Source organism: Pseudomonas sp. W2I6 (genome assembly GCF_030815935.1).
Taxonomy (GTDB): Bacteria; Pseudomonadota; Gammaproteobacteria; order Pseudomonadales; family Pseudomonadaceae; genus Aquipseudomonas.
On sequence record NZ_JAUSXJ010000001.1, the window covers coordinates 1,785,648 to 1,804,660 of the forward strand.

Below are 19,013 nucleotides of genomic sequence, written 5' to 3' on the forward strand. Positions count from 1 at the left end.
CCGCTCCCACATGGGGCCTGCGGGGCAGTTGTTGGTCAGATGCGAAAGCTGCCCACCAGCTGATTCAAGCGTTCCGCTTCACGCTCAAGCTCGGTACAGGCCTGCAGCGTCGACTGCAGGTTTTCCACCCCGGCCTGGTTCAGCATATTGATCTCGGTAATGTCCACATTCAGCGCTTCCACCACCGACGTCTGTTCCTCGGTCGCCGCCGCCACCGACTGGTTGACGTTATCAATCTCGCCAATCCTCTGCGTCACACTGGCCAGCCGCGTACCCGCCAGGTTGGCGATACTCACGCTTTCCTCGCTGTGCTGCTGGCTCTCGGTCATGGTGCTGACGGATTCCCGTGCGCCCACCTGCAACTCTTCGATCATCTGCTGAATCTCCAGCGCCGACTCCTGGGTGCGATAGGCCAGGCTGCGCACCTCATCGGCCACCACCGCAAACCCGCGCCCGGCCTCACCGGCCCGGGCCGCTTCAATGGCGGCGTTCAGTGCCAGCAGATTGGTCTGCTGGGAGATGCCCTTGATCACCTCCAGGATTTGCCCGATGTTCACCGTCTTGTGATTCAGCGCATCGATGTGCACGCACGAGGCGCTGATCTTGCCCGACAGTTCATTCATCACGGCAATCGTGCGCTCCACCACCTGGCGCCCGTCCTCAGCCTGTTGCCGGGCGCCGGAGGCTTGCTGCGACGCATCGGAGGCATTACGGGCGATTTCCTGGGCGGCGGCGCCCAGTTCGTTGATCGCCGCCGCGACACTGTTGGTGCGGGTCGCCTGTTCATCGAAGTTGTTCAGCGAGGAATTCGAGGCCAGCAGCACCCGCTTGACCACCTGGTTGACCCCGAGCCCCGCTGAAGACACTTCGCGGATCGACTGGTGGATACGTTCGACAAAACGGTTGAAGGCGCTGGCCAACTGGCCGATCTCGTCCCGGGATTGCACCTCCAGCCGCCGCGTCAGGTCGCCTTCGCCACGGGAAATGTCCTCCATCACCCGGGTCAGGGTTTGCAGCGGCCGGGTGATGCGCAGCGCGGCGTACCAGATCAACAGCAGGCCGAGCAGGGCCGAGCCGCCACCCAGCAGCAGTTCCAGGGCGGTGCTTTTCACCCCTTGGGCATCGAGTTGCTGTTGCAGCGCGGTGACCGGCGCCAGCAGCACCGACTGCGGCACGCCCACCAGAACGCCCCACGGTGCTGCACCGGCAATCGGTGCCAGCGGTTCGAGTAGCTTGATTTGCTGTTGATCGACAAAGGTTTGCGGTTGCCCCTGGCGCAACGCGTCCAGTACCTGAGCGCCATCGTGCATGACTTCGCTGATCGGCTGCCCGAGGCGGCTGGCGTCCTCGCTGTAGGCGGAAATCACGCCTTTGGGGCTGACGATGCTGACTTGCCCGTGGCCGTCGAACAGTTGCCCGGCGCTGGTTTGGCTGGCCTGTTGCAAGGCCGCCAGGTTGATGTCCAGGCCAATCACCGCGATCACCTTGCCGTGCTCCATCAGTGGGAACGCAATGCTGGTCACCAGCTTGCGGCTGCCGGAAGCCTCGTCGAAATACGGCTCCAGTACACAGGCCCTGGCGGTGTCGCGGGCGCAGGTGTAGAAGGCGTTGTACGGCGCGCCGCTGGGGCCGGGCGAGGTATTGGCCAGCAGCGCTTCGTCGCCGACTACCGCTGTCAGTTCACCCGGGGTGGCCTGCACCCAGTATTGGGCGAAGCGCCCGGCCTCGTTGCTGCCGACGGCGGCCTGTTCGACGAAGTGGGCATCGTCACCGTCCAGGGCATTGGCTTCGAAAATGACGTAAATCCCGAGCAGGTCGGGCTTGTCGACCAGGGCCTGGCGCAGCTGGGTATTCAGCTCCTGGCGCAACTCTGGGCGGGTCAGTTTGCCCTGTTGTTGCAGTTGCCGCAGGTACAGCACATAACGCGACAAGCCCTGGCCGTATTCATGGGTTTGCATGAAGTTGCGTTGCACCTGCATGGCCTGAACTTGCCCCAGGGCCTGCATGTGTTCCTTGGCGGCGGCAGCGAGCATGTCGCTGCTGGCCTGGGCCACGTGCTGGCTGCTCTGGTGGGTCTGGTACAGCGACAGGCTCATCAGCAGGCCGACCACCAATAACAGGCAGAGGCCGGCGAGCAGGGCGATCTTGCTCTGGATCGTGAGGAATTTCTTGTGCATTGCGAAGGCCTTGGCCAGGCGGGGCGATGGCGGCGCCACCGCCCCGGCCGGGCTTAGAAGTTAGTGGCGAACACCACTTGGCTGTAGAGGTTTTTATCGTGGTTGCCCAGCTGCGTGCCGCCTTGCTCGGCGCTCTTGTCCGGCTGGTACAGGCCGATCAGCGGCATCACCGTCAGGTGGTCGTTGACGTGCCATTCGGCGTACAGGTCCAGCTCGTGGCCGTCGTTGTTGCCGAGGTTGCGGTCGATGGTCTTGAAGTCGAACAACACCGCGCCGACGTTGAGGTTCTGCAGGGGCGAAACCTTGAACGTGACGTTCTGGATGCGTGAGTTGTTGTTGAACGGCCCGGCGTAATTGCCCGCCACTTCACCCTGGAACCAGGTGCCGTAGCCACGGCTGAAACCGTAGAACAGCGGGTCGAAGCCTTCCGAGAAGCGGCTGTAGCGGTAGCTCACATACGGCGTCCAGGTCACGTCGGAGAATGTCCAGCCAGCTTCCAGGTACCAGGCGTCTTCGTTGCCGGTGTGGGGCTTGTCCTGCCAGGCGTATTCGCCGGACAGGAACAGGTTGGTCACCCCGGCATTGCCCGTGGCCCGCAGGCTGTAGGTCTTCATGCCATCGCGTTCCAGCTGCGTGGGGGAGGCGTACTGCTTGTCGACGTCGGTGGTATCGATGTACGTCAGCCCCACGGTGCCTTCGGCGGCCACGTGTTCGAGGGTGGCGACGTACATCTCGGTCTTGGCCTGGGCACGGTTATCGGACTTGAGCCACATCAGGTCGCTGCGCCAGCCGTCCTTGCCGCCCAGGCGCAACACGGCGGTTTCGTCGAAGGCCTTGCGGGCGGCGATGTAGTAGCCGCCGCCGCGATTGAGGTCGCCATCGGCCACGCCCTTGCCGAAGTTCAGCGCGTCGCCGTCAATCAGGAAACCGTCGCCGACCACGATGTTCTGGCGGCCGAAGGACAGGTCCACGCCATTCTCGCCCAGGGCCTCAAACAACTTGCCCGAGCGCCAGCCGAGGTAGGCGTCTTCGAATTTTGTGGTGCGCTCCGAACCGTCGCTGAAACCTGCGGCATCGCCGTCGCCCCAGGTGCCGGAACTCAGCAGGTTGGCCGCACCGTAGGTGGTGCCGGCGCCGCTGAAGCTTTTGTCGAAGCTCAGGCCGTACTTCACGTAGCCCTCGCGCCAGGACGAGGAGCCCTTGGCCAGGCGTCCGGATTGACTGTAGTTCTGCTGGCTGTGGAAGGCACCGAATACCGCTTCCAGCGTGGCGTTCAGATGACTGCTGTCATCGGCGTACAGCTCATAAGCGCCGGCCGGGTTGGCGCAGATCATCAGCGCGAGGGTCGAGAGACGAAGCAAGGGGGACTTGAGCATGGTGTGGCATCCATTCTTGTTCATGACCACAGGGTTGGGGTCTGCCGCGATACTAATGCTGGCGAACTGACGTGCCTTTTGTCTGGTTGCCAAAGACTTGACTGTGCTTGCCAGAATCCACGGTTTGGCAGCCCGGCCAATACGACTGGCACGCAGGGCAAAACCCGAGCGACCTTGAGCCCTGACAATCGTCGGCAACTTCGATGATTTCCAAGGTCGTTTTTCTATGTTCACTGCACACAGATTTTCCCTGGCCGGCCTGCTGTCGCTGGTCCTGGCCCACAGCGCATTCGCCGCTGAATGCGGCCCTGACCAGAGCCGTGGCGCCCAGGTTTTCGCCAACGAATGCAGCGTGTGCCATGCGGTGGCGAAGGGCGGCGCGACAATGATGGGGCCAAACCTGGCGGGCGTTTACGGGCGTAAATCCGGCTCCCTGGCGGGCTTCAGCTACTCCCAGGCGATGCGTGACAAAAACGTCGAGTGGCAAGCCGAGACCATCGCGCAATTCATCACCCAACCCCAGGCGTTTGTGCCCGGCACCTACATGCCCTACATGGGCCTGGCTTCGGCCGACGATCGCCAAGCGGTCGCCTGCTTTCTCAAAGAACAACATTGAATACAGGTGAATCATGAGCAACGTTGAAATCCTGCCGCAGGTGGCTGCATTCCTGGACCGTCGTCATGGCTGCTTTATCGATGGCCAGTGGGTATTTGCCGAGGGCGAACACATCAAGGTGGTCAACCCGGCCACCGGGCAAACCCTGTGCGAAACCCTCGACGCGCCGTTGCACGTGGTGGAGCAGGCGGTGCAGTCGTCCCATGCGGCGTTCAAGTCCCGCGTGTGGTCGGGATTGCGCCCGGCCGACCGTGAGCGGATTTTGCTGAACTTCACCGCGTTGGTTGAGGCCCATGCCGAGGAGCTGGCGCAGCTGGAAACCCTGAGCCAGGGCAAGTCGATCAACCTGGCGCGGGGGCTGGATCTGAACGCCACGGTGGAGTTCATGCGCTACATGTCGGGCTGGGCGACCAAGATCGAAGGGCAGACCTTCGACGTGTCCATCCCTTTGCCGCCGGGGGCCAGGTTCACTGCGTTCACCAAGCGCGAGCCAGTGGGCGTGGTGGTGGGCATCGTGCCGTGGAATTTCCCGCTGCTGATTGCGGCCTGGAAATTGATGCCGGCGCTGGCGACCGGGTGCACGGTGATCATCAAGCCGGCGATGGAAACGCCGCTGACGGCGATGCGCCTGGCGGAGCTGGCGCTGGAGGCGGGGATTCCGGCGGGGGTGTTCAACGTGGTGACCGGCGGCGGGGCCTCGGTGGGGGGCGTTCTGACTGCTCATCCGTTGGTGAGCAAGGTGTCGTTTACCGGTTCGACTGCGGTGGGCAAGAGCGTGGGGGTGGCGTGCATGGAGAACATGACGCGGTTTGCCCTGGAGTTGGGGGGCAAGAATCCGATGATCGTGTTGGCGGATGCGGATATTGATAAGGCGATCCAGGGGGCGATCCTGGGTGGGTTGCTGAACAACGGGCAGGTGTGTGCGGCGGCTTCGCGCTTTTATGTGCATCGTTCGGTGTATGACCGGTTTGTCGAGGGGTTGGCGGCGGCGGTGGTGGCGATGCCGTTGGGGGCGGGGATGGATGGTGAGGCGGCGATTAATCCGTTGGTGTCGCGCAAGCAGCAGCAAGGGGTACTGCGCCATATCGAGCAGGCCCGGGCTGAAGGGGCGCGGGTGGTGATCGGTGGGGATGAGGTTGCGGGTGAGGGGTTTTATGTGCGGCCGACGATTTTGGCGGATATCGATCATGGGATGGCGGTGGCCCGGGAGGAGGTGTTTGGGCCGGTGTTGGGGGTGATGGCGTTTGATGATGAGGATGCGGTGATTGAGTTGGCCAATGACAATCGGTATGGGTTGGCGGCCAGTCTTTGGACCAATGATCTGGGTAAGGCGATGAACCTGGTGCCGCGGATCGAGGCGGGGACGGTTTGGGTGAATGCGCATGTGTTGCTGGACCCGGCGATGCCGTTTGGCGGGGTGAAGCAATCGGGGATGGGGCGGGAGTTTGGGCGGGCGGTGATTGAGGCTTATACCGAGCTGAAGTCGGTGTGTATTGCGCATTGATTGGGGGCATATCCGTTATTTAGGTCACGGCGACTTATGGTTTCGCTCTTACAGCGAGTCACTTTGCAAAAGCGGCAAAGTAACCAAAGCGCTCTGCCCCGCCTGTCGGCGCCTCGCCTAGGCTCGGCGTTCCCTCACTCCGGCATTACTCCGCGGGCCGCCGCGACGGGCCATCCATGGCCCGGCGCGGCTAAACCGGCGTCCTGCCGGTTTACCCGCTGCGCAATACCTGCGTTCGGCCTCGGGCTTATTGGGGCAGTCAGAGCAAGATCAAAAGCAAGAGCACGGCGGCCTGAGAGCCGACCTGAGTGTTAAAAGCCAGATCAAAAACCAGAGCGAAAGCAGAGCTGCTTTTCTGTAGGAGCTGGCTTGCCGGCGATGCAGGCACCTCGGTACATCAGACACACCGAGGCGATGCTATCGCAGGCAAGCCAGCTCCCACATTTGGACCGTGCCCGCTTTAGCTTTTGATTTGGCTTTTAAACACTCAAGCCGGCCGGTAGGCCGCTGTGCTTTTGATCTGCTTTTGATCTTGATCTTAGGCGCCCCGTTAAACCACGCTGGCCGAACGCAGGCTTTGGAGCGTGGGTAACCCGGCAGGACGCCGGGTTAGCCGTCCTGGGCCAGGGATGGCCCATGACGGCGGCCCACGGTCCAAAGCCGGAGTGAGGGCACACCGAGCCTAGGCGAGGTGCCGAGTGGTGGGGCAAGAGCGTTTTGCTTACTTTTGCGCTGTTCAAAAGTGAGCCGCTGTAAGAGCGGAACCAATAGCAGCCGTGACCGCAGCAACGGATATGTACCCATAACCCCGCCATCCCCCCCGCCATCCCCCCGCATTGCACCCGCAGCCCAGAGCCGATAGTCTTGCAAATCATTACCAGCCCAATCGCCCCAGCACCCCCGGGCCCATTGGGTAAAAGGAGAGGTTTGTGAACATCGGACAGTTCGCCTTTCAACGCCAGGTTGAAAATCTATACGTCGACCACAACGCCTGGCTACGTACCCTGTTGCGCCGCAAGCTGGGCAACGCATTCGACGCCGCCGACCTGGCCCACGACGTCTACCTGCAACTCATGCGCAAGGGCCAACTCCCGCCCACCGGCGAATCCCGGCGGCACCTGACCCAGATCGCCAACGGCCTGGTCATCGACCTCTACCGCCGCCGCCAGATCGAATCCGCCTACCTGCAAGCCCTGGCCCTGTTGCCCGAACCCTGCGCCCCCGATGAAGAAACCCGCGCCCTGGCCATCGAGGCCCTGATCCAAATCGACGCCGCCCTGCACAGCCTGCCACCCAAGGCGCGCCAGGCCCTGTTGCTGTGCAAGCTCGATGGCCTGAGCTACCGCGAGATCGCCGCCAAGCTCCAGGTCTCCGTCTCCTCGGTGGAAAAGTACATCGCCGCCGGCCTGCTGGCCTGCTACCAGACCCTGTACGGTTGACCCTCGCAATGTCGACCGAGCAGCCAATCTCCCCGGATATCATCGAGCGCGCCGCCGCCTGGATGGCCCGCCTGTGGGCCGATGACGCCAGCGCCGAAGAACACGCCAACTGCCTGCACTGGCGCGCCGAACATCCCCACCACGAACTGGCCTGGACGCGCCTGCTGGGCTTCGAGCAAAAACTCCACAGCATCCCCGCGCCGGTGGCCAGGCACAGCCTGGCCGAACCCGACGCTCCCGACTCCCCCGACCGCCGGAGCACCCTGCGCCTGCTGGGCCTGTTGGTCGCAGCCGGTGGCCTCACCTACGGCGTGCGCCGCACCGACGCCTGGCAACTGGCGAGTGCCGGCCATAGCACCCGCACCGGCGAAGTTCGCGAAGTGGTATTGCCCGACGGTACCCGCCTGGTATTGGGCCCGGCTTCAGCAATTGACGTGCAGTTCGATGACGACCAGCGCCTGGTGCTGCTGCGGGCCGGCGAGGTCTTCATCACGACCGCGCCGTCACCCCGGCCGTTTCGGGTGCAGAGTCGCCAGGGCGTGTTTCATGCCCTGGGCACGCGTTTCAGCCTGCGCCAATGCGACGACGGCAACTGCCATTTGGCCGTGCTTGAGGGCGCCGTGCAGGTGCAGCCCGACCATGGCGCAGGTGCGCGGGTGGAGGCAGGTCAAGGCGCCACGGTTTCCAGGGACACGGTGCAGCCGACTGCGGCGGTGACTGACCGCAGCATCGCCTGGGTCAAGGGCCTGTTGGTGGCCGATGGCACCCGGCTCGACGAACTGATCGCCGAGCTGGGACGCTACCGCCCCGGTGTACTGCGCTGTGCGCCTGAGGTGGCGATGCTGCGGGTCAGCGGTGTATTGCACCTGGACAATACCGACCTGGCGCTGGACAACCTGGCCGCCGCGTTGCCGATCCAGGTGGTGCGGCGCACCCGCTATTGGGTGACGGTCCGCGCCCCTGCCTGAAAATTCCTTGAGGTTTCGATTGAGGGTTTTGGCCGCTCGTTCGGAAGATAAGGTAAGGGCGAGCAAAGGCTCATTCAGTCAGGGAGACTTCATGAGTAACAAGGATGTGGCTGCGGCCAAACCCAGGGGGCGCGGCGCGGTCTCGCAAGTGTTGCGGCCGGTGCGCGGGCGACTGATCGCTGCGGCACTGCTGGCCGGTGTGGGCAGTATGCTGACGCTGGTGCCGCTGGGGGGCATTGTGCATATCGCCAGGGTCGCCCTCGGCGCGCCGTCGATGGCCCAGGCATCGGGCGAGGTCTGGTTGACCATCAGCCTCAGCCTGGCGAGCCTGTTCGCGGGCCTGCTGTTGATGACAGTTGCGGAGACGGTCGCGCACCTGGCCGACAACCACATCACTCGCCACTTGCGCCTGGCCATCGCCCAGCGCCTGAGCCAGGTGCCGCTGGGCTGGTTCACCGAGCGGGCATCGGGCGAGGTCAAGCAGGCGATGCAGGACGACATCGGCACCCTGCATAGCCTGACTGCGCATTTCTACACCACCGTGGGCCGTTGTGCCGGGGCCGTGCTGCTGTCGGCGGCTTATCTGTTCATGGTGGACTGGCGCATGGCGCTGGTCTCGCTGTTGCCGTTTCCGGGGTTTTTGCTGTTTTTTACCCGGGCGATGAAAGCCAGCGGCAGCCACATGCAGTCCTTTGTCGAGCGCATGACCCGGGTCAATAACGCGGTGGTCGAGTTCGTCAACGGCATTCCGGTGGTCAAGGCCTTCGGTGCCACCGGCAAGGCCCACGCCAGTTACCGCAAGGCGGTAGATGATTTCAGCGAAGCCTTCGTTGAGTTCACCCGTCCACTGGTGGGGACGATGGCCAATGCCAACGCGATGATCGCCCCGGTGACGGTGCTCGCCATGGTGCTGACGTTTGGCCTGGTGTTTGTCAGCCTGGGCTGGATCAGCGCGGTGGAGGTGCTGCCGTTCGCCATCGTTGCACCGGGCATTTGCGCGCCACTGATGCTGCTGAGTTACATCGTGCATGATCTGGACAACGCCACCGGCGCGGCCCAGCGCGTGCAGGCACTGCTGGCGACGCCGGTGCTGGCCCAGGTGGAGCCGGGGTGCGAACGCTTGCCCAAGGACGCCGAAGTACGCGTCGAAAACCTCGGGTACGCCTACGACCCGCAGCACCCGGTACTGTCGAACATCAGCTTCACCCTCAAGCCTGGCACCGTAACCGCCATCGTCGGCGCCTCGGGTTCGGGCAAGTCGACCCTGGCGCGCCTGCTGCTGCGGTTTTTTGACCCGACCGAGGGGCGTATCACCCTGGGCGGCGTCGACCTGCGGCAGATCGAGACCTCGCAGCTCTACAACCTGATCGGCTTTGTGCTGCAAGAGGTGCGCCTGGTCCACGCCAGCGTTGCCGAAAACATCGCCCTCGGCCGGCCCAGCGCCAGCCGCAAGGAAATCGAGGCGGCCGCACGGGCCGCGAATATTCATGAGTGCATCATCGGCTTGCCACGGGGCTATGCCTCGGTGATCGGCGAGGACGCGCAGTTGTCCGGTGGCGAGCAGCAGCGTATCAGCATCGCCCGTGCAGTATTGCTGGCGCCGCCGGTGCTGCTGCTGGATGAACCCACGGCCGCCGCCGATGCCGCAAACGAGGTGGCAATCCAGGAGGCGCTGTCGCGCTTTGCCCAAGGGCGCACGCTGTTGGTGATTGCCCATCGCCTCGATACCGTGATGCACGCCGACCACATCATCGTGCTGGAAAATGGCCGTATTGTTGAACAGGGCACCCATCCTCGACTGATCGCGCAAGAGGGCCGTTATGCGCGCCTGTGGGCGTCGGGCGGTTACAAACAGACCCGCGAACAGGCGCTGCCGACATGCTGAAAACCTTTATCGAACTGTTGGGCGATGACGGGCCGGTCTTCCGTCGCTATGTCGGGAAAGTGATGTTCTACGGTGCGCTGTGCGGGCTGACCCTCGCCGCCCTGGTGCCGGTACTCACCGACATGCTCAACGGTGATCTGGCCGAAGCGGCGTTGTGGCTGGTGGTGTTCCTGGCGGCGGTGGCGACGTGTTGGGCCACGCGACGCGAGGTTGAAAAGGCTGGCGTCGCGGTGGGTGTGGCGGTGCTGCAAGGCGGGCGCCAGCGCATCGGCGACCATGTGGCCGAACTGCCTGTCGGTTGGTTCACGCCTGATAACACGGCGCGGCTCAACCAGGTGGTGACCCTGGGCATGATGGCCGTGGCTCAGCTGCCGGCCCATGTATTTACTCCGGTGCTCAGCGGCGTGGTGACGCCATTGGTGCTGGTACTGGCGTTGTTTGTGCTGCACTGGAAAATGGGCCTGATTGCCTTGCTGGCGTTGCCGATTCTCGGCGGCGCGTTCTGGCTCAGCGCCCGCCTTGGGCGGCGCGCCGACCGGGCGTTCCGGCGCAGCTCGGCCGACACCAGCCAGCGCATGCTGGAGTTCGCCCAGTCGCAGTCGGTGTTGCGTGCCTTCAGTGGCGGCGGCAGCTCGGTGTTCCTGCAACGGGCGATCGAGCAGCAGCACGTGAACGGGGCGCGCCTGATCCTGCTATCCGCCACCTCGATTCTGCTGAACATGTGGCTGGTGCAGGTGGTGTTCGCGGCCTTGTTGATCGCCGCCGCGCTCTGGCTTGACGCTTACCTGGGAAATGCCTTGCACGTGGGCTCGGTGATTGCGGTGATGGTGTCGCTGTTGCTGGTCAGCCGCTTCATTGACCCGTTGCTGGAGGTGGCCGGCTATGGCGAAACGTTGCGCGGCGCCGGGGTGCAGCTTGAGGCGGTGCGCGAGATATTGGCCGCGTCGCCCCTGAAGGCGCCGAGCGCGCCGCAATCTCCACGGGATGCCTCGGTGGAATTGTTCGATGTGAGCTTTCGCCACGCGGCCGGTTCGCGGGACGTGCTGCGCGGGGTGAACCTGCGTATTGAGCCCGGCAGCATGACCGCGCTGGTGGGGGCTTCCGGTTCGGGCAAGACCACGCTGTTGCGGTTGGTCGCACGGTTTTTCGAGGTCAGCCAGGGCCAGGTGTGTATCGGTGGCGTGGACGTGCGACAGATGTCCGGTGAGCAGCTCAACGCGCAGATCAGCCAGATCTTCCAGGACACGTACCTGTTCCAGGGCAGCGTCGCCGACAACATTCGCCTCGGCAAACCCGACGCCAGCGACGCACAAGTACTGGAGGCCGCGCGGCAGGCTGGCGTGCAGAAGATTATCGAGCGCCTGCCCATGGGCCTGTCGACCACGGTGGGTGAGGGCGGGGCACGCCTGTCCGGTGGCGAGCGTCAGCGTGTCGCGATCGCCCGTGCGTTGATCAAGGGCGCGCCGATCCTGCTGGTGGACGAAGCCACGGCAGCACTGGACGCCGAGAACCAGGCGGTCATCGCCGAAACCCTGGCACGCTTGCGCGGCACATGCACGCTGATCGTGATCGCGCATCAGTTGTCGACGGTGGTGATGGCCGACCAGATCGTGGTGCTCGATGAAGGCCGGATCGTGGAACAGGGCACGCCTGAGCAATTGACCGCAAGACAAGGGCGCTATGCCCGGTTCCTCGCGCAGCGGCGGGCGTCGAAAGGCTGGCGTATCGCTTAGTGGACCCGCCAGGACGGCGGGTCCGAAGGGCAGGTCAGAGCTTCGGCAGTTGCCCGATGCGGCCCATCATTTCGGTGACGATCTGCAGGTCCAGCAGGAACTGGTCGACGGTCTTGAACTCGTTGTCGGTATGGCCGGTGTACTTGACCTCCGGCCGTGCCAGGCCGAATTGCACGCCGTTGGGCAGCTCATGCACCGAGGTAGCGCCGGCAGACGTGCCGTACTTGTGCTCCATGCCCAGGTTCTCGCTGGCCACCGCCAACAGCGCCTTGACCCACTCGCCCTCAGGGTTGCGGTACATCGGCTCGGCGATCGAGTAATCGAAGGTCACAGCCACGTGGTTTTTCTTGGTCCAGGCGCTGAGCTTGTCGGCGATTTCGGCCTTGAGTGCTTCCGGTGACTTGCCCTTTGGCACCCGCAGGTTGACCGCCAGCTTGAAGGTAGTGTCATCTTCGCCCACATAGGTCAGCGAGGTGGTCAGCGGGCCCATGAACGCATCGGAGAAGCCCACGCCCAGCTTGGCGCCCAGGTAATCCAGGCCCCAGTTGTTGGCGGCGTAGTGCGCGGCGTCGGTGAACTGGTTGTGCTTGAGCGCGACCTTGCCGTCGAGGCTGTTGAGGAAGTCGAGGACCCTGGCTACCGGGTTCACCCCGGATTCCGGTTCGGAGGAGTGGGCGGACACGCCAATGACGGTCAACTGAACGTCCTTGCCGATGACCTTGGCCGCCACTTCAAAGTCGCCGCCATTGCGCTTGGCGTACTCGCTGCCGGCCTTTTGCAGGCTGGCGGCCAGTTCGGCAGGCTTGTCGCTGAGCAATGTCACCACCGACGCCGACGGAATCTGGTTGGTGGCCTTGCCGCCGGTCATCGAGATGATTTCTGCGCCTTTGCCTTCAGCCTTGCGCTTGGGGAACTTGGCCATGACCGTGCCGTAGCCTTTCTCGGCGATCACCACCGGGTAGCCGCCGTCCAGCGCCAGGTTGTAGTTGGGCGTTGGGTTGTGCTCGAAGTAGTACGGGATCGCGTCGCCGGAGGTTTCCTCGGTGGTGTCCACCAGCAGCTTGAAATTGCGCGCCAGCGGCAGCTTCTCTTCCTTGATCACCTTCATCGCGTACATCGCCACCACGATGCCGTTCTTGTCATCCTCGGTGCCGCGACCATACATCCGGTCGCCGATCAGCGTGACTTTGAATGGGTCGAGCTTGGTGCCGTCCTTGAGCACCCAGTTTTCCGGGGTTACCGGTACCACGTCCGCGTGAGCGTGGATGCCGACCACTTCATCGCCGCTGCCTTCCAGGGAAATCTCGTAGACGCGGTTGTCGATGTTGCGGAAGTTCAGGTTGAACGACTCGGCCAGGCTCTTGATCTTGGCGGCGATCTTGATGAACTCGGGATTGTCGTGCTGGGCCACGCCGGCGACCTGGAAGGTCGGGATCTCCACCAGCTCACGCAGGGTTTCAGTGGCGGCCGCACCGTACTTCACCCGCGCATACAGGCCCAGCAGGCGATGGATTTCATTCTGCTGGTCGGCGCTCAGGTCCTTATTGTCGAGAAAGGCACTGATGGCCGGGCCGAGGTTGTCGCTCTTGGCCACGTCATTCTTGGCCAGGCTGGCGAGGAACTGCCGGAAATCCTTGACCGAGGCATCGCTGAAGGTCTTCAGGATGACGGCGTTCTGTTGTGGGGTGAGGTTGGCTTGAGCTTGGGTGGTGAACACCGAAAGGCTGGCGGCCATCAGGGTGGCTACGGCCAGTTGCTTGAGGGAAAAATCCATTGCTGTGGGCATTCCTTTGCAGGGAGTGAGTGAGAAATGTCTGATCGAAAGGTCAGAAACAATTTCACACACTACCATCGGGAGGCAGGGGTAGGGGAGTGCCTGAGTGGGAAATCTCCCATAGAAATGCACAGCAACCCATTGAACGGAAAGCTACGGTATGGTTCTTCTGTCAGGGTGTTAATTGTGCAAAGGAGTGAGATTGATGATGCTTTCAGAGCGTTACCGCGGCAGCCTGCTTGGCCTGGCGTGCGGTGATGCAGTAGGGACTACTGTTGAGTTCATGCGCCGTGGTTCGTTTGCCCCTGTCATCGATATGGTTGGTGGTGGGCCCTTTCAACTGTTACCGGGCCAGTGGACGGATGACACGTCCATGGCGCTTTGTCTGGCCGAAAGCCTGCTGCGCAAGAATGGTTTTGACGCTGCCGATCAGATGGGCCGTTATCTGAACTGGTGGAAGTGGGGCTACCTTAGCTCGACGGGTGAATGTTTCGATATTGGCACGACGGTTCGTGAGGCATTGGCGGAGTATCAGTACACCGGTGACCCGTTCGCGGGCTCCACCGATCCTTACTCAGCGGGTAACGGGTCGATGATGCGCCTGGCGCCGGTGGTGCTGTTCTATTTTCCGGATGCCGAGCGCCTGCGTGAGTTTACCGTCGACAGTTCCCGCACGACCCATGGCGCGATGGAGGCGATTGAATGTTGCCTCGTGCTGGCTGAGTGTATTGCGAATGCGCTGCGGGGGGATTCGAAACCGCAGGTATTGCAGGTCGGCTACCTGGAGTTGAGCGAATCCAAAGTTGCGGACATTGCTGATGGGCACTACCTCGACAAGGCGCGCAGTGACATCGTGGGTTCTGGCTACGCAGTGGCTTCGCTTGAAGCGGCGCTATGGTGTTTTCATCACACCAACAGCTTTGCCGAGGCTGTGTTGGCTGCCGCAAACCTGGGGGATGACGCCGACACTACCGCAGCGATCGTGGGTCAGTTGGCGGGCGCGTATTACGGCGTGCAGGGCATTCCGTCCGAGTGGTTGGGCAAGTTGTGGCAGTGTGAAGATATTCAAGAAACTGCTGACGCGTTGTATCAGGCGGCGCAACTCCAGGCAGCCGCACTTTAACTCAGTGTCTGCTAATCTGCGCTCGTTGAATCTCGACCGCCACCCGTGGACCTCTCAATGACATCGCCATCCGATCAAAACCTTGAACCCCAATCCGTCTGCAGCCCGATCACCAGCAGCGCCATTTTCATGGTCGCGACCCTGGCGCCTGGCAGTGACTCGGCTGAGGCGGTGCGCAGCTGGTGCGCCGATATCGCCGGCCTGGTGCGCTCGGTCGGCAAGCGTGTACCGGCGGGCAACCTGACGTGTGTCGCAGGGTTTGGCTCCAAGGCGTGGGACGCGCTGTTCGGGGGGCCGCGGCCAGCAGCGTTGCATCCGTTCAAGGAAGTGGGCGTGGCCGGGCGCCTGGCGCCGGCCACGCCGGGGGATATCCTGCTGCACATTCGTGCCGAGCAGATGGACCTGTGTTTCGAATTGGCCACCCAGTTGATGGCGGCGCTGGGGGATGCGGTGACGGTGGTGGACGAGGTCCAGGGTTTCCGCTATTTCGACATGCGCAGCATCATCGGTTTTGTCGACGGCACCGAGAACCCGGTCGGGCGCAAGGCGGTGGGCTTCACCATTGTCGGTGATGAGGATCCGGCGTTCAGCGGCGGCAGCTATGTAATGGTGCAGAAGTACCTGCACAACATGCAGGCCTGGAATGAATTGTCGGTGGAGGCGCAGGAGCGGGTGATCGGGCGCACCAAGCTGTCGGACATCGAGCTCGACGATGCGACCAAGCCGAGCAATTCCCACAGTGCATTGACCACCATCACCAAGGACGGCGAGGAGGTGAAAATCCTGCGGGACAACATGCCCTTTGGCCGGCCGGGCGCGGGGGAATTCGGGACGTACTTTATCGGCTACGCGCGCTCGCCAGAGCCTTTGGAGTTGATGCTGGAGAACATGTTTGTCGGCCGACCGGCCGGCAACTATGATCGCCTGCTGGACTTCAGCACGGCGGTCACCGGCGGCCTGTTCTTCATACCGTCAGCGGATTTGCTCGAAGAACTGGCCGACCGCGCGCCTTAGGCCAACAACCCGGTGCTCACCGCCACAATCAGGAATACCCCGAGCACCGCGCGGTAGATCACGAACGGCCAGGTGGAGAATCGCTCCAGGAACTTCATCAGGCCCCAGATCGCGAAGAACGCCGACACACTGGCAACCACCAGGCCAAAGATCAAATGCGGCCAGGCGTGGGCGGGCAGGTCGGCATGGAACAACACCCACAGTTCCTTCAAACCCGCCAGGGCGATCGCCGGCAAGCCCAGCAGGAACGAAAACCGCGCCGCTTCTTCACGCTTGAAGTTGAGGAACAGTGCGGCGGTCAGGGTCGAACCCGAGCGGGAAACCCCTGGAATCAGCGCGCCGATCTGCGCAATGCCGACAATCAGCGCATCCCGCAGGCGCATTTCGCCCACCGTGCGCTTATGCCTTGCGCTGAGTTCAGCCGCCGCCAGCAGCACCGCCATCACCAGGCAGGAAATCCCGATCACCATCAGCCCGCGCAGCGGCGAGTTGCAGGAGTTGAGGGTCGACGACAAGGCTATCCCGGCAATCCCGATCGGAATCGTCGCCAGCACAATGGCCACCGCCAGCTTGAACCACTGGTTGTTGTAGTCACCCTGGCGCACCGCAGTGATGCTGCCGACCGTGACCTGGCGTACATCCTTCCAGAAGTAACTGACCACTGCTGCCAGGGCGGCCAACTGCATGGCTGCGGAAAACGCCGAGCCGGGATCCGGCCAGCCGAGCAGGGCGGGCACGATGCGCATGTGGGCGGTGGAAGACACGGGCAACAATTCGGTGATGCCCTGAATGATGCCCAGGATGCCTATTTGCAGGTAATCCAGGGACGCAAAGCCGACATCGAGGCCGCTGGTGCAGACGTTTGTCAAAGTACTTATCCTGAAAGCAAGGGGAGGGAAGTGACGCGGAGTTTAGTCTAACTTTGTAACGATTTTGTCGTTGACATGAGAAAAGCGCGATCGGTTCAGCAAGCAGAAAGCTTGGCCGGTGTATTGGCATTGCAGGTGGCTTTGTTGACAATGGCGGCCTGTTTTTTTGCCGAGATGCCCATGCCTGCAATCCCCGATACCACCGTCGAACTGATCGAGACCGGCCCGGAACACGCCACGTTGATCGCCAACCTTTACCAGTTCTACGCCTACGAGTCCTCGGACTGGGAACAGGAAGATGTCGAGGTGGACGGTCGCTTCTACATCCATGAGGAGCACCTGGCCCGCTACTGGGAAGACCCGCAGTGGAGTGCCAACCTGCTGCTGGTCGACGGCTTCATCGCCGGCTTCCTGCTGATCGAAGGCAGCGAGTTGCCGGGGATCGATGCGCTGGAACTGGCGGACCTGTTCATCCTCAAACGCTACCGCCGCAAGGGCATTGGCCGCGCCATCGCCACTCAGGTGTTGAGCAGCGGCGAGGCGAACTGGCTGGTGCGTTTCTATGATCAGGATGAAGTGAGCCAGGCGTTCTGGCGCACGGTGTTGGATAACCTGCCGCGTCCGGTGCAGGCCATCGAGCTGGACGATGAGCCGAACCTGCTGAGTTTCCTGGTGACGCGCGCGGCGTTGCACTGAACCATCAACTGAAAGCGGCGCCAGCCCCTGCACTGAACAATGCCGCCTGCATCGCCTGTGGCGGCTGGCCGAACGCCCGCAGGAATGCCTGGCGCATGCGCTCGCGATCACCGAACCCGGTCTCGCGGGCGACCACTTCCACCGGATGCCGACTGGTTTCCATCATTGCCCGGGCGGCTTCCACCCGCAGGGATTCGATGGCCTTGGCCGGGGTTTGCCCGGTCTCCTCGCGAAACACCCGGCTGAACTGGCGTGGGCTGAGCCGCGCCACGGCCGCCAGGGCCTCGACCGAAAGGTCGTGGGTCAGGTTCTCCCGGGCGTAGGCCAGGGCCAGCTGCACACGGTCGGACTTGGGGTCGAGTTCCAGCAACGCCGATAGCTGCGACTGTTCGCTGCCACGGCGCTGGGCAATCACCAGCTTGCGCGCGATGCGGCGGGCGAGGTCGCTGCCCAGGTCGTTCTCCACCATCGCCAGTGCCAGGTCCACCCCGGCGCTCATGCCGGCACCGGTCCAGATCTGGCCGTCGACCACGAACAGCTTGTCTTCCTCCAGGCGAATCTGCGGGTAGCGCTTGGCAAAGGCCGGTGCGTGCAGCCAGTGGGTGGTGGCGCGCTTGCCTTCAAGCAATCCGGCCTCGGCCAGCACGAAGATGCCCATGCACAACGAAGCAATCCGTCGCGACTGTTTGGACGCCGCCTGGACCAGCCTCGGCAGGCTGGCGTCAGGCAGTTGGAACTCCAGGTAACCGCTGACGATCAATGTGTCATAGCCCTCGGGCCGGATCGGCGTGCTGTTCACCGAGAAGCCCTGGGACGTCATGATCGGGCCGCCACTTTCCGACACCAGGTGAAATTCATACGCTTGCTCGCCACGCAGCAGATTCGCGCACTCGAACACCGAGCCCAGGCTGAGGCTCAAGGATTGAAAGTTCGGGTACACCATCAGCGCAATGCTGTGCATCTCATCTCTCCAGGGGGCGCGGAGCGGTGATTGTCGGCGTGTGCCAGGGAAACGGCAACCGCCTTGGCGCAATGTCCGGAATCCTTGCGGACATGACATTGTGCGGTTTTGGCCCGGCTCCTAAGCTTGATTCCATTCCAACCCACATCACCCCGAGGCACTGGCACATGAAAGTATTGATGGTTTTGACTTCTCACGACCAGCTTGGCAACACCGGCCGCAAGACCGGGTTCTGGCTCGAAGAATTTGCTGCTCCCTACTACGCGTTCAAGGACGCCGGGGCCGACGTGACCCTGGCTTCGCCGGCCGGTGGGCAGCCGCCCCTGGACCCGGTCAGCGACCTGCCGGATTCGCAAACCGACCAGACCCGCCGCTTCGCCACTGACCCGGCGGCGCAACAGGCCCTGGCCACCACCGTGAAGCTGGAGTCGGTCAACGCCGGCGACTTCGACACCGTGTTCTACCCAGGCGGCCACGGCCCGCTGTGGGACCTGGCAGAGTCGAAAACCTCCATCGCCCTGATCGAAGCCTTCGAGCGTGCGGGCAAGCCGATTGGCTTTGTGTGCCACGCCCCGGGCGCCTTGCGGCACGTCAAGGCGGTCAACGGCGAGCCGCTGGTCAAGGGCCGACGCGTCACCGGCTTCTCCAACTCCGAAGAAGCGGCGGTTGGCCTGACCGACGTGGTGCCTTTCCTGATCGAGGATGATTTCAAGGCGCTGGGCGGCACGTATGAGAAGGGTGCCGATTGGCAATCCTTTGTGATTGAAGATGGCCTGCTGGTCACCGGGCAGAATCCTGCCAGTTCCAGTGACGTTGCCAAAGCGCTGTTGAAGCTGACCGCGTAACCCGCCAAATCCCCCAAAAAGTACGTTGTTGGC

General features: G+C 63.0%; 15 protein-coding genes and 1 pseudogene. 10 read left to right on the forward strand and 6 right to left on the reverse strand.

Annotated elements, in window-relative coordinates:
- Window positions 1–35: 35 nt before the first annotated feature.
- From QF039_RS33705 to QF039_RS08505, 3 genes and pseudogenes are all read right to left on the reverse strand, one after another.
- Complete coding sequence (locus tag QF039_RS33705) at window positions 36–866, reverse strand: methyl-accepting chemotaxis protein (RefSeq protein ID WP_371132386.1); 831 nt, start codon at window positions 864–866, stop codon at window positions 36–38.
- A 24-nt stretch (window positions 867–890) separates the two neighbouring features.
- A pseudogene (locus tag QF039_RS33710) lies at window positions 891–2,177 on the reverse strand (HAMP domain-containing protein); the annotation flags it as partial.
- Window positions 2,178–2,230: 53 nt separating this feature from the next.
- The gene (locus tag QF039_RS08505) at window positions 2,231–3,553 is read right to left on the reverse strand and encodes a hypothetical protein (protein ID WP_307517417.1); all 1,323 of its coding nucleotides are present in this window, start codon (window positions 3,551–3,553) and stop codon (window positions 2,231–2,233) included.
- Between the two features lie 226 nt (window positions 3,554–3,779).
- On the opposite strand from QF039_RS08505, the gene QF039_RS08510 reads away from it, so the two are divergent.
- The 6 genes from QF039_RS08510 (at window position 3,780) to QF039_RS08535 (ending at window position 11,698) form a co-directional block, all read left to right on the forward strand.
- Window positions 3,780–4,169: a cytochrome c family protein gene (locus QF039_RS08510; RefSeq protein ID WP_008431083.1), complete on the forward strand. Its 390-nt coding sequence runs from the start codon at window positions 3,780–3,782 to the stop codon at window positions 4,167–4,169.
- Between the two features lie 13 nt (window positions 4,170–4,182).
- Window positions 4,183–5,673 carry an aldehyde dehydrogenase family protein gene (locus tag QF039_RS08515; protein WP_307517418.1) on the forward strand — a complete coding sequence of 497 codons (1,491 nt, stop codon included), beginning with the start codon at window positions 4,183–4,185 and terminating at the stop codon, window positions 5,671–5,673.
- A 929-nt stretch (window positions 5,674–6,602) separates the two neighbouring features.
- Window positions 6,603–7,112: a sigma-70 family RNA polymerase sigma factor gene (locus QF039_RS08520; RefSeq protein WP_087694914.1), complete on the forward strand. Its 510-nt coding sequence runs from the start codon at window positions 6,603–6,605 to the stop codon at window positions 7,110–7,112.
- 8 nt (window positions 7,113–7,120) lie between these two features.
- The gene (locus QF039_RS08525) at window positions 7,121–8,080 is read left to right on the forward strand and encodes a FecR domain-containing protein (RefSeq protein ID WP_307517421.1); all 960 of its coding nucleotides are present in this window, start codon (window positions 7,121–7,123) and stop codon (window positions 8,078–8,080) included.
- 91 nt (window positions 8,081–8,171) lie between these two features.
- Entirely contained in the window at window positions 8,172–9,965 is a 1,794-nt protein-coding gene (locus QF039_RS08530; protein WP_307517423.1) for an ABC transporter ATP-binding protein, read from the forward strand.
- Window positions 9,959–11,698 carry an ABC transporter ATP-binding protein gene (locus QF039_RS08535; RefSeq protein ID WP_307517425.1) on the forward strand — a complete coding sequence of 580 codons (1,740 nt, stop codon included), beginning with the start codon at window positions 9,959–9,961 and terminating at the stop codon, window positions 11,696–11,698. Before QF039_RS08530 ends, QF039_RS08535 begins: the two co-directional genes overlap by 7 nt.
- Before the next feature lie 34 nt (window positions 11,699–11,732).
- Here the strand turns inward: QF039_RS08535 and QF039_RS08540 are convergent, their stop codons facing one another.
- Window positions 11,733–13,472 carry a dipeptidase gene (locus QF039_RS08540; protein WP_307517427.1) on the reverse strand — a complete coding sequence of 580 codons (1,740 nt, stop codon included), beginning with the start codon at window positions 13,470–13,472 and terminating at the stop codon, window positions 11,733–11,735.
- A gap of 205 nt (window positions 13,473–13,677) precedes the next feature.
- On the opposite strand from QF039_RS08540, the gene QF039_RS08545 reads away from it, so the two are divergent.
- Entirely contained in the window at window positions 13,678–14,595 is a 918-nt protein-coding gene (locus QF039_RS08545; RefSeq protein ID WP_177010062.1) for an ADP-ribosylglycohydrolase family protein, read from the forward strand.
- Window positions 14,596–14,652: 57 nt separating this feature from the next.
- Window positions 14,653–15,609, forward strand: a complete 957-nt coding sequence (locus QF039_RS08550) for a Dyp-type peroxidase (protein ID WP_307517431.1) — start codon at window positions 14,653–14,655, stop codon at window positions 15,607–15,609.
- Here QF039_RS08550 and QF039_RS08555 read toward each other — a convergent pair.
- Complete coding sequence (locus tag QF039_RS08555; RefSeq protein ID WP_003220102.1) at window positions 15,606–16,478, reverse strand: undecaprenyl-diphosphate phosphatase; 873 nt, start codon at window positions 16,476–16,478, stop codon at window positions 15,606–15,608. The two genes, QF039_RS08550 and QF039_RS08555, sit on opposite strands and share 4 nt — an antisense overlap.
- Window positions 16,479–16,667: 189 nt before the next feature.
- On the opposite strand from QF039_RS08555, the gene QF039_RS08560 reads away from it, so the two are divergent.
- A complete protein-coding gene (locus QF039_RS08560) occupies window positions 16,668–17,174 on the forward strand; it encodes a GNAT family N-acetyltransferase (protein ID WP_032898758.1) in 507 nt (168 codons plus the stop codon).
- A gap of 4 nt (window positions 17,175–17,178) precedes the next feature.
- On the opposite strand, the gene QF039_RS08565 is transcribed toward QF039_RS08560, so the two are convergent.
- The gene (locus QF039_RS08565) at window positions 17,179–18,135 is read right to left on the reverse strand and encodes a GlxA family transcriptional regulator (protein WP_003220105.1); all 957 of its coding nucleotides are present in this window, start codon (window positions 18,133–18,135) and stop codon (window positions 17,179–17,181) included.
- Between the two features lie 167 nt (window positions 18,136–18,302).
- On the opposite strand from QF039_RS08565, the gene QF039_RS08570 reads away from it, so the two are divergent.
- Window positions 18,303–18,980, forward strand: coding sequence for a type 1 glutamine amidotransferase domain-containing protein (locus tag QF039_RS08570; protein WP_102606095.1), 678 nt, complete (start codon window positions 18,303–18,305; stop codon window positions 18,978–18,980).
- Window positions 18,981–19,013 lie beyond the last annotated feature (33 nt).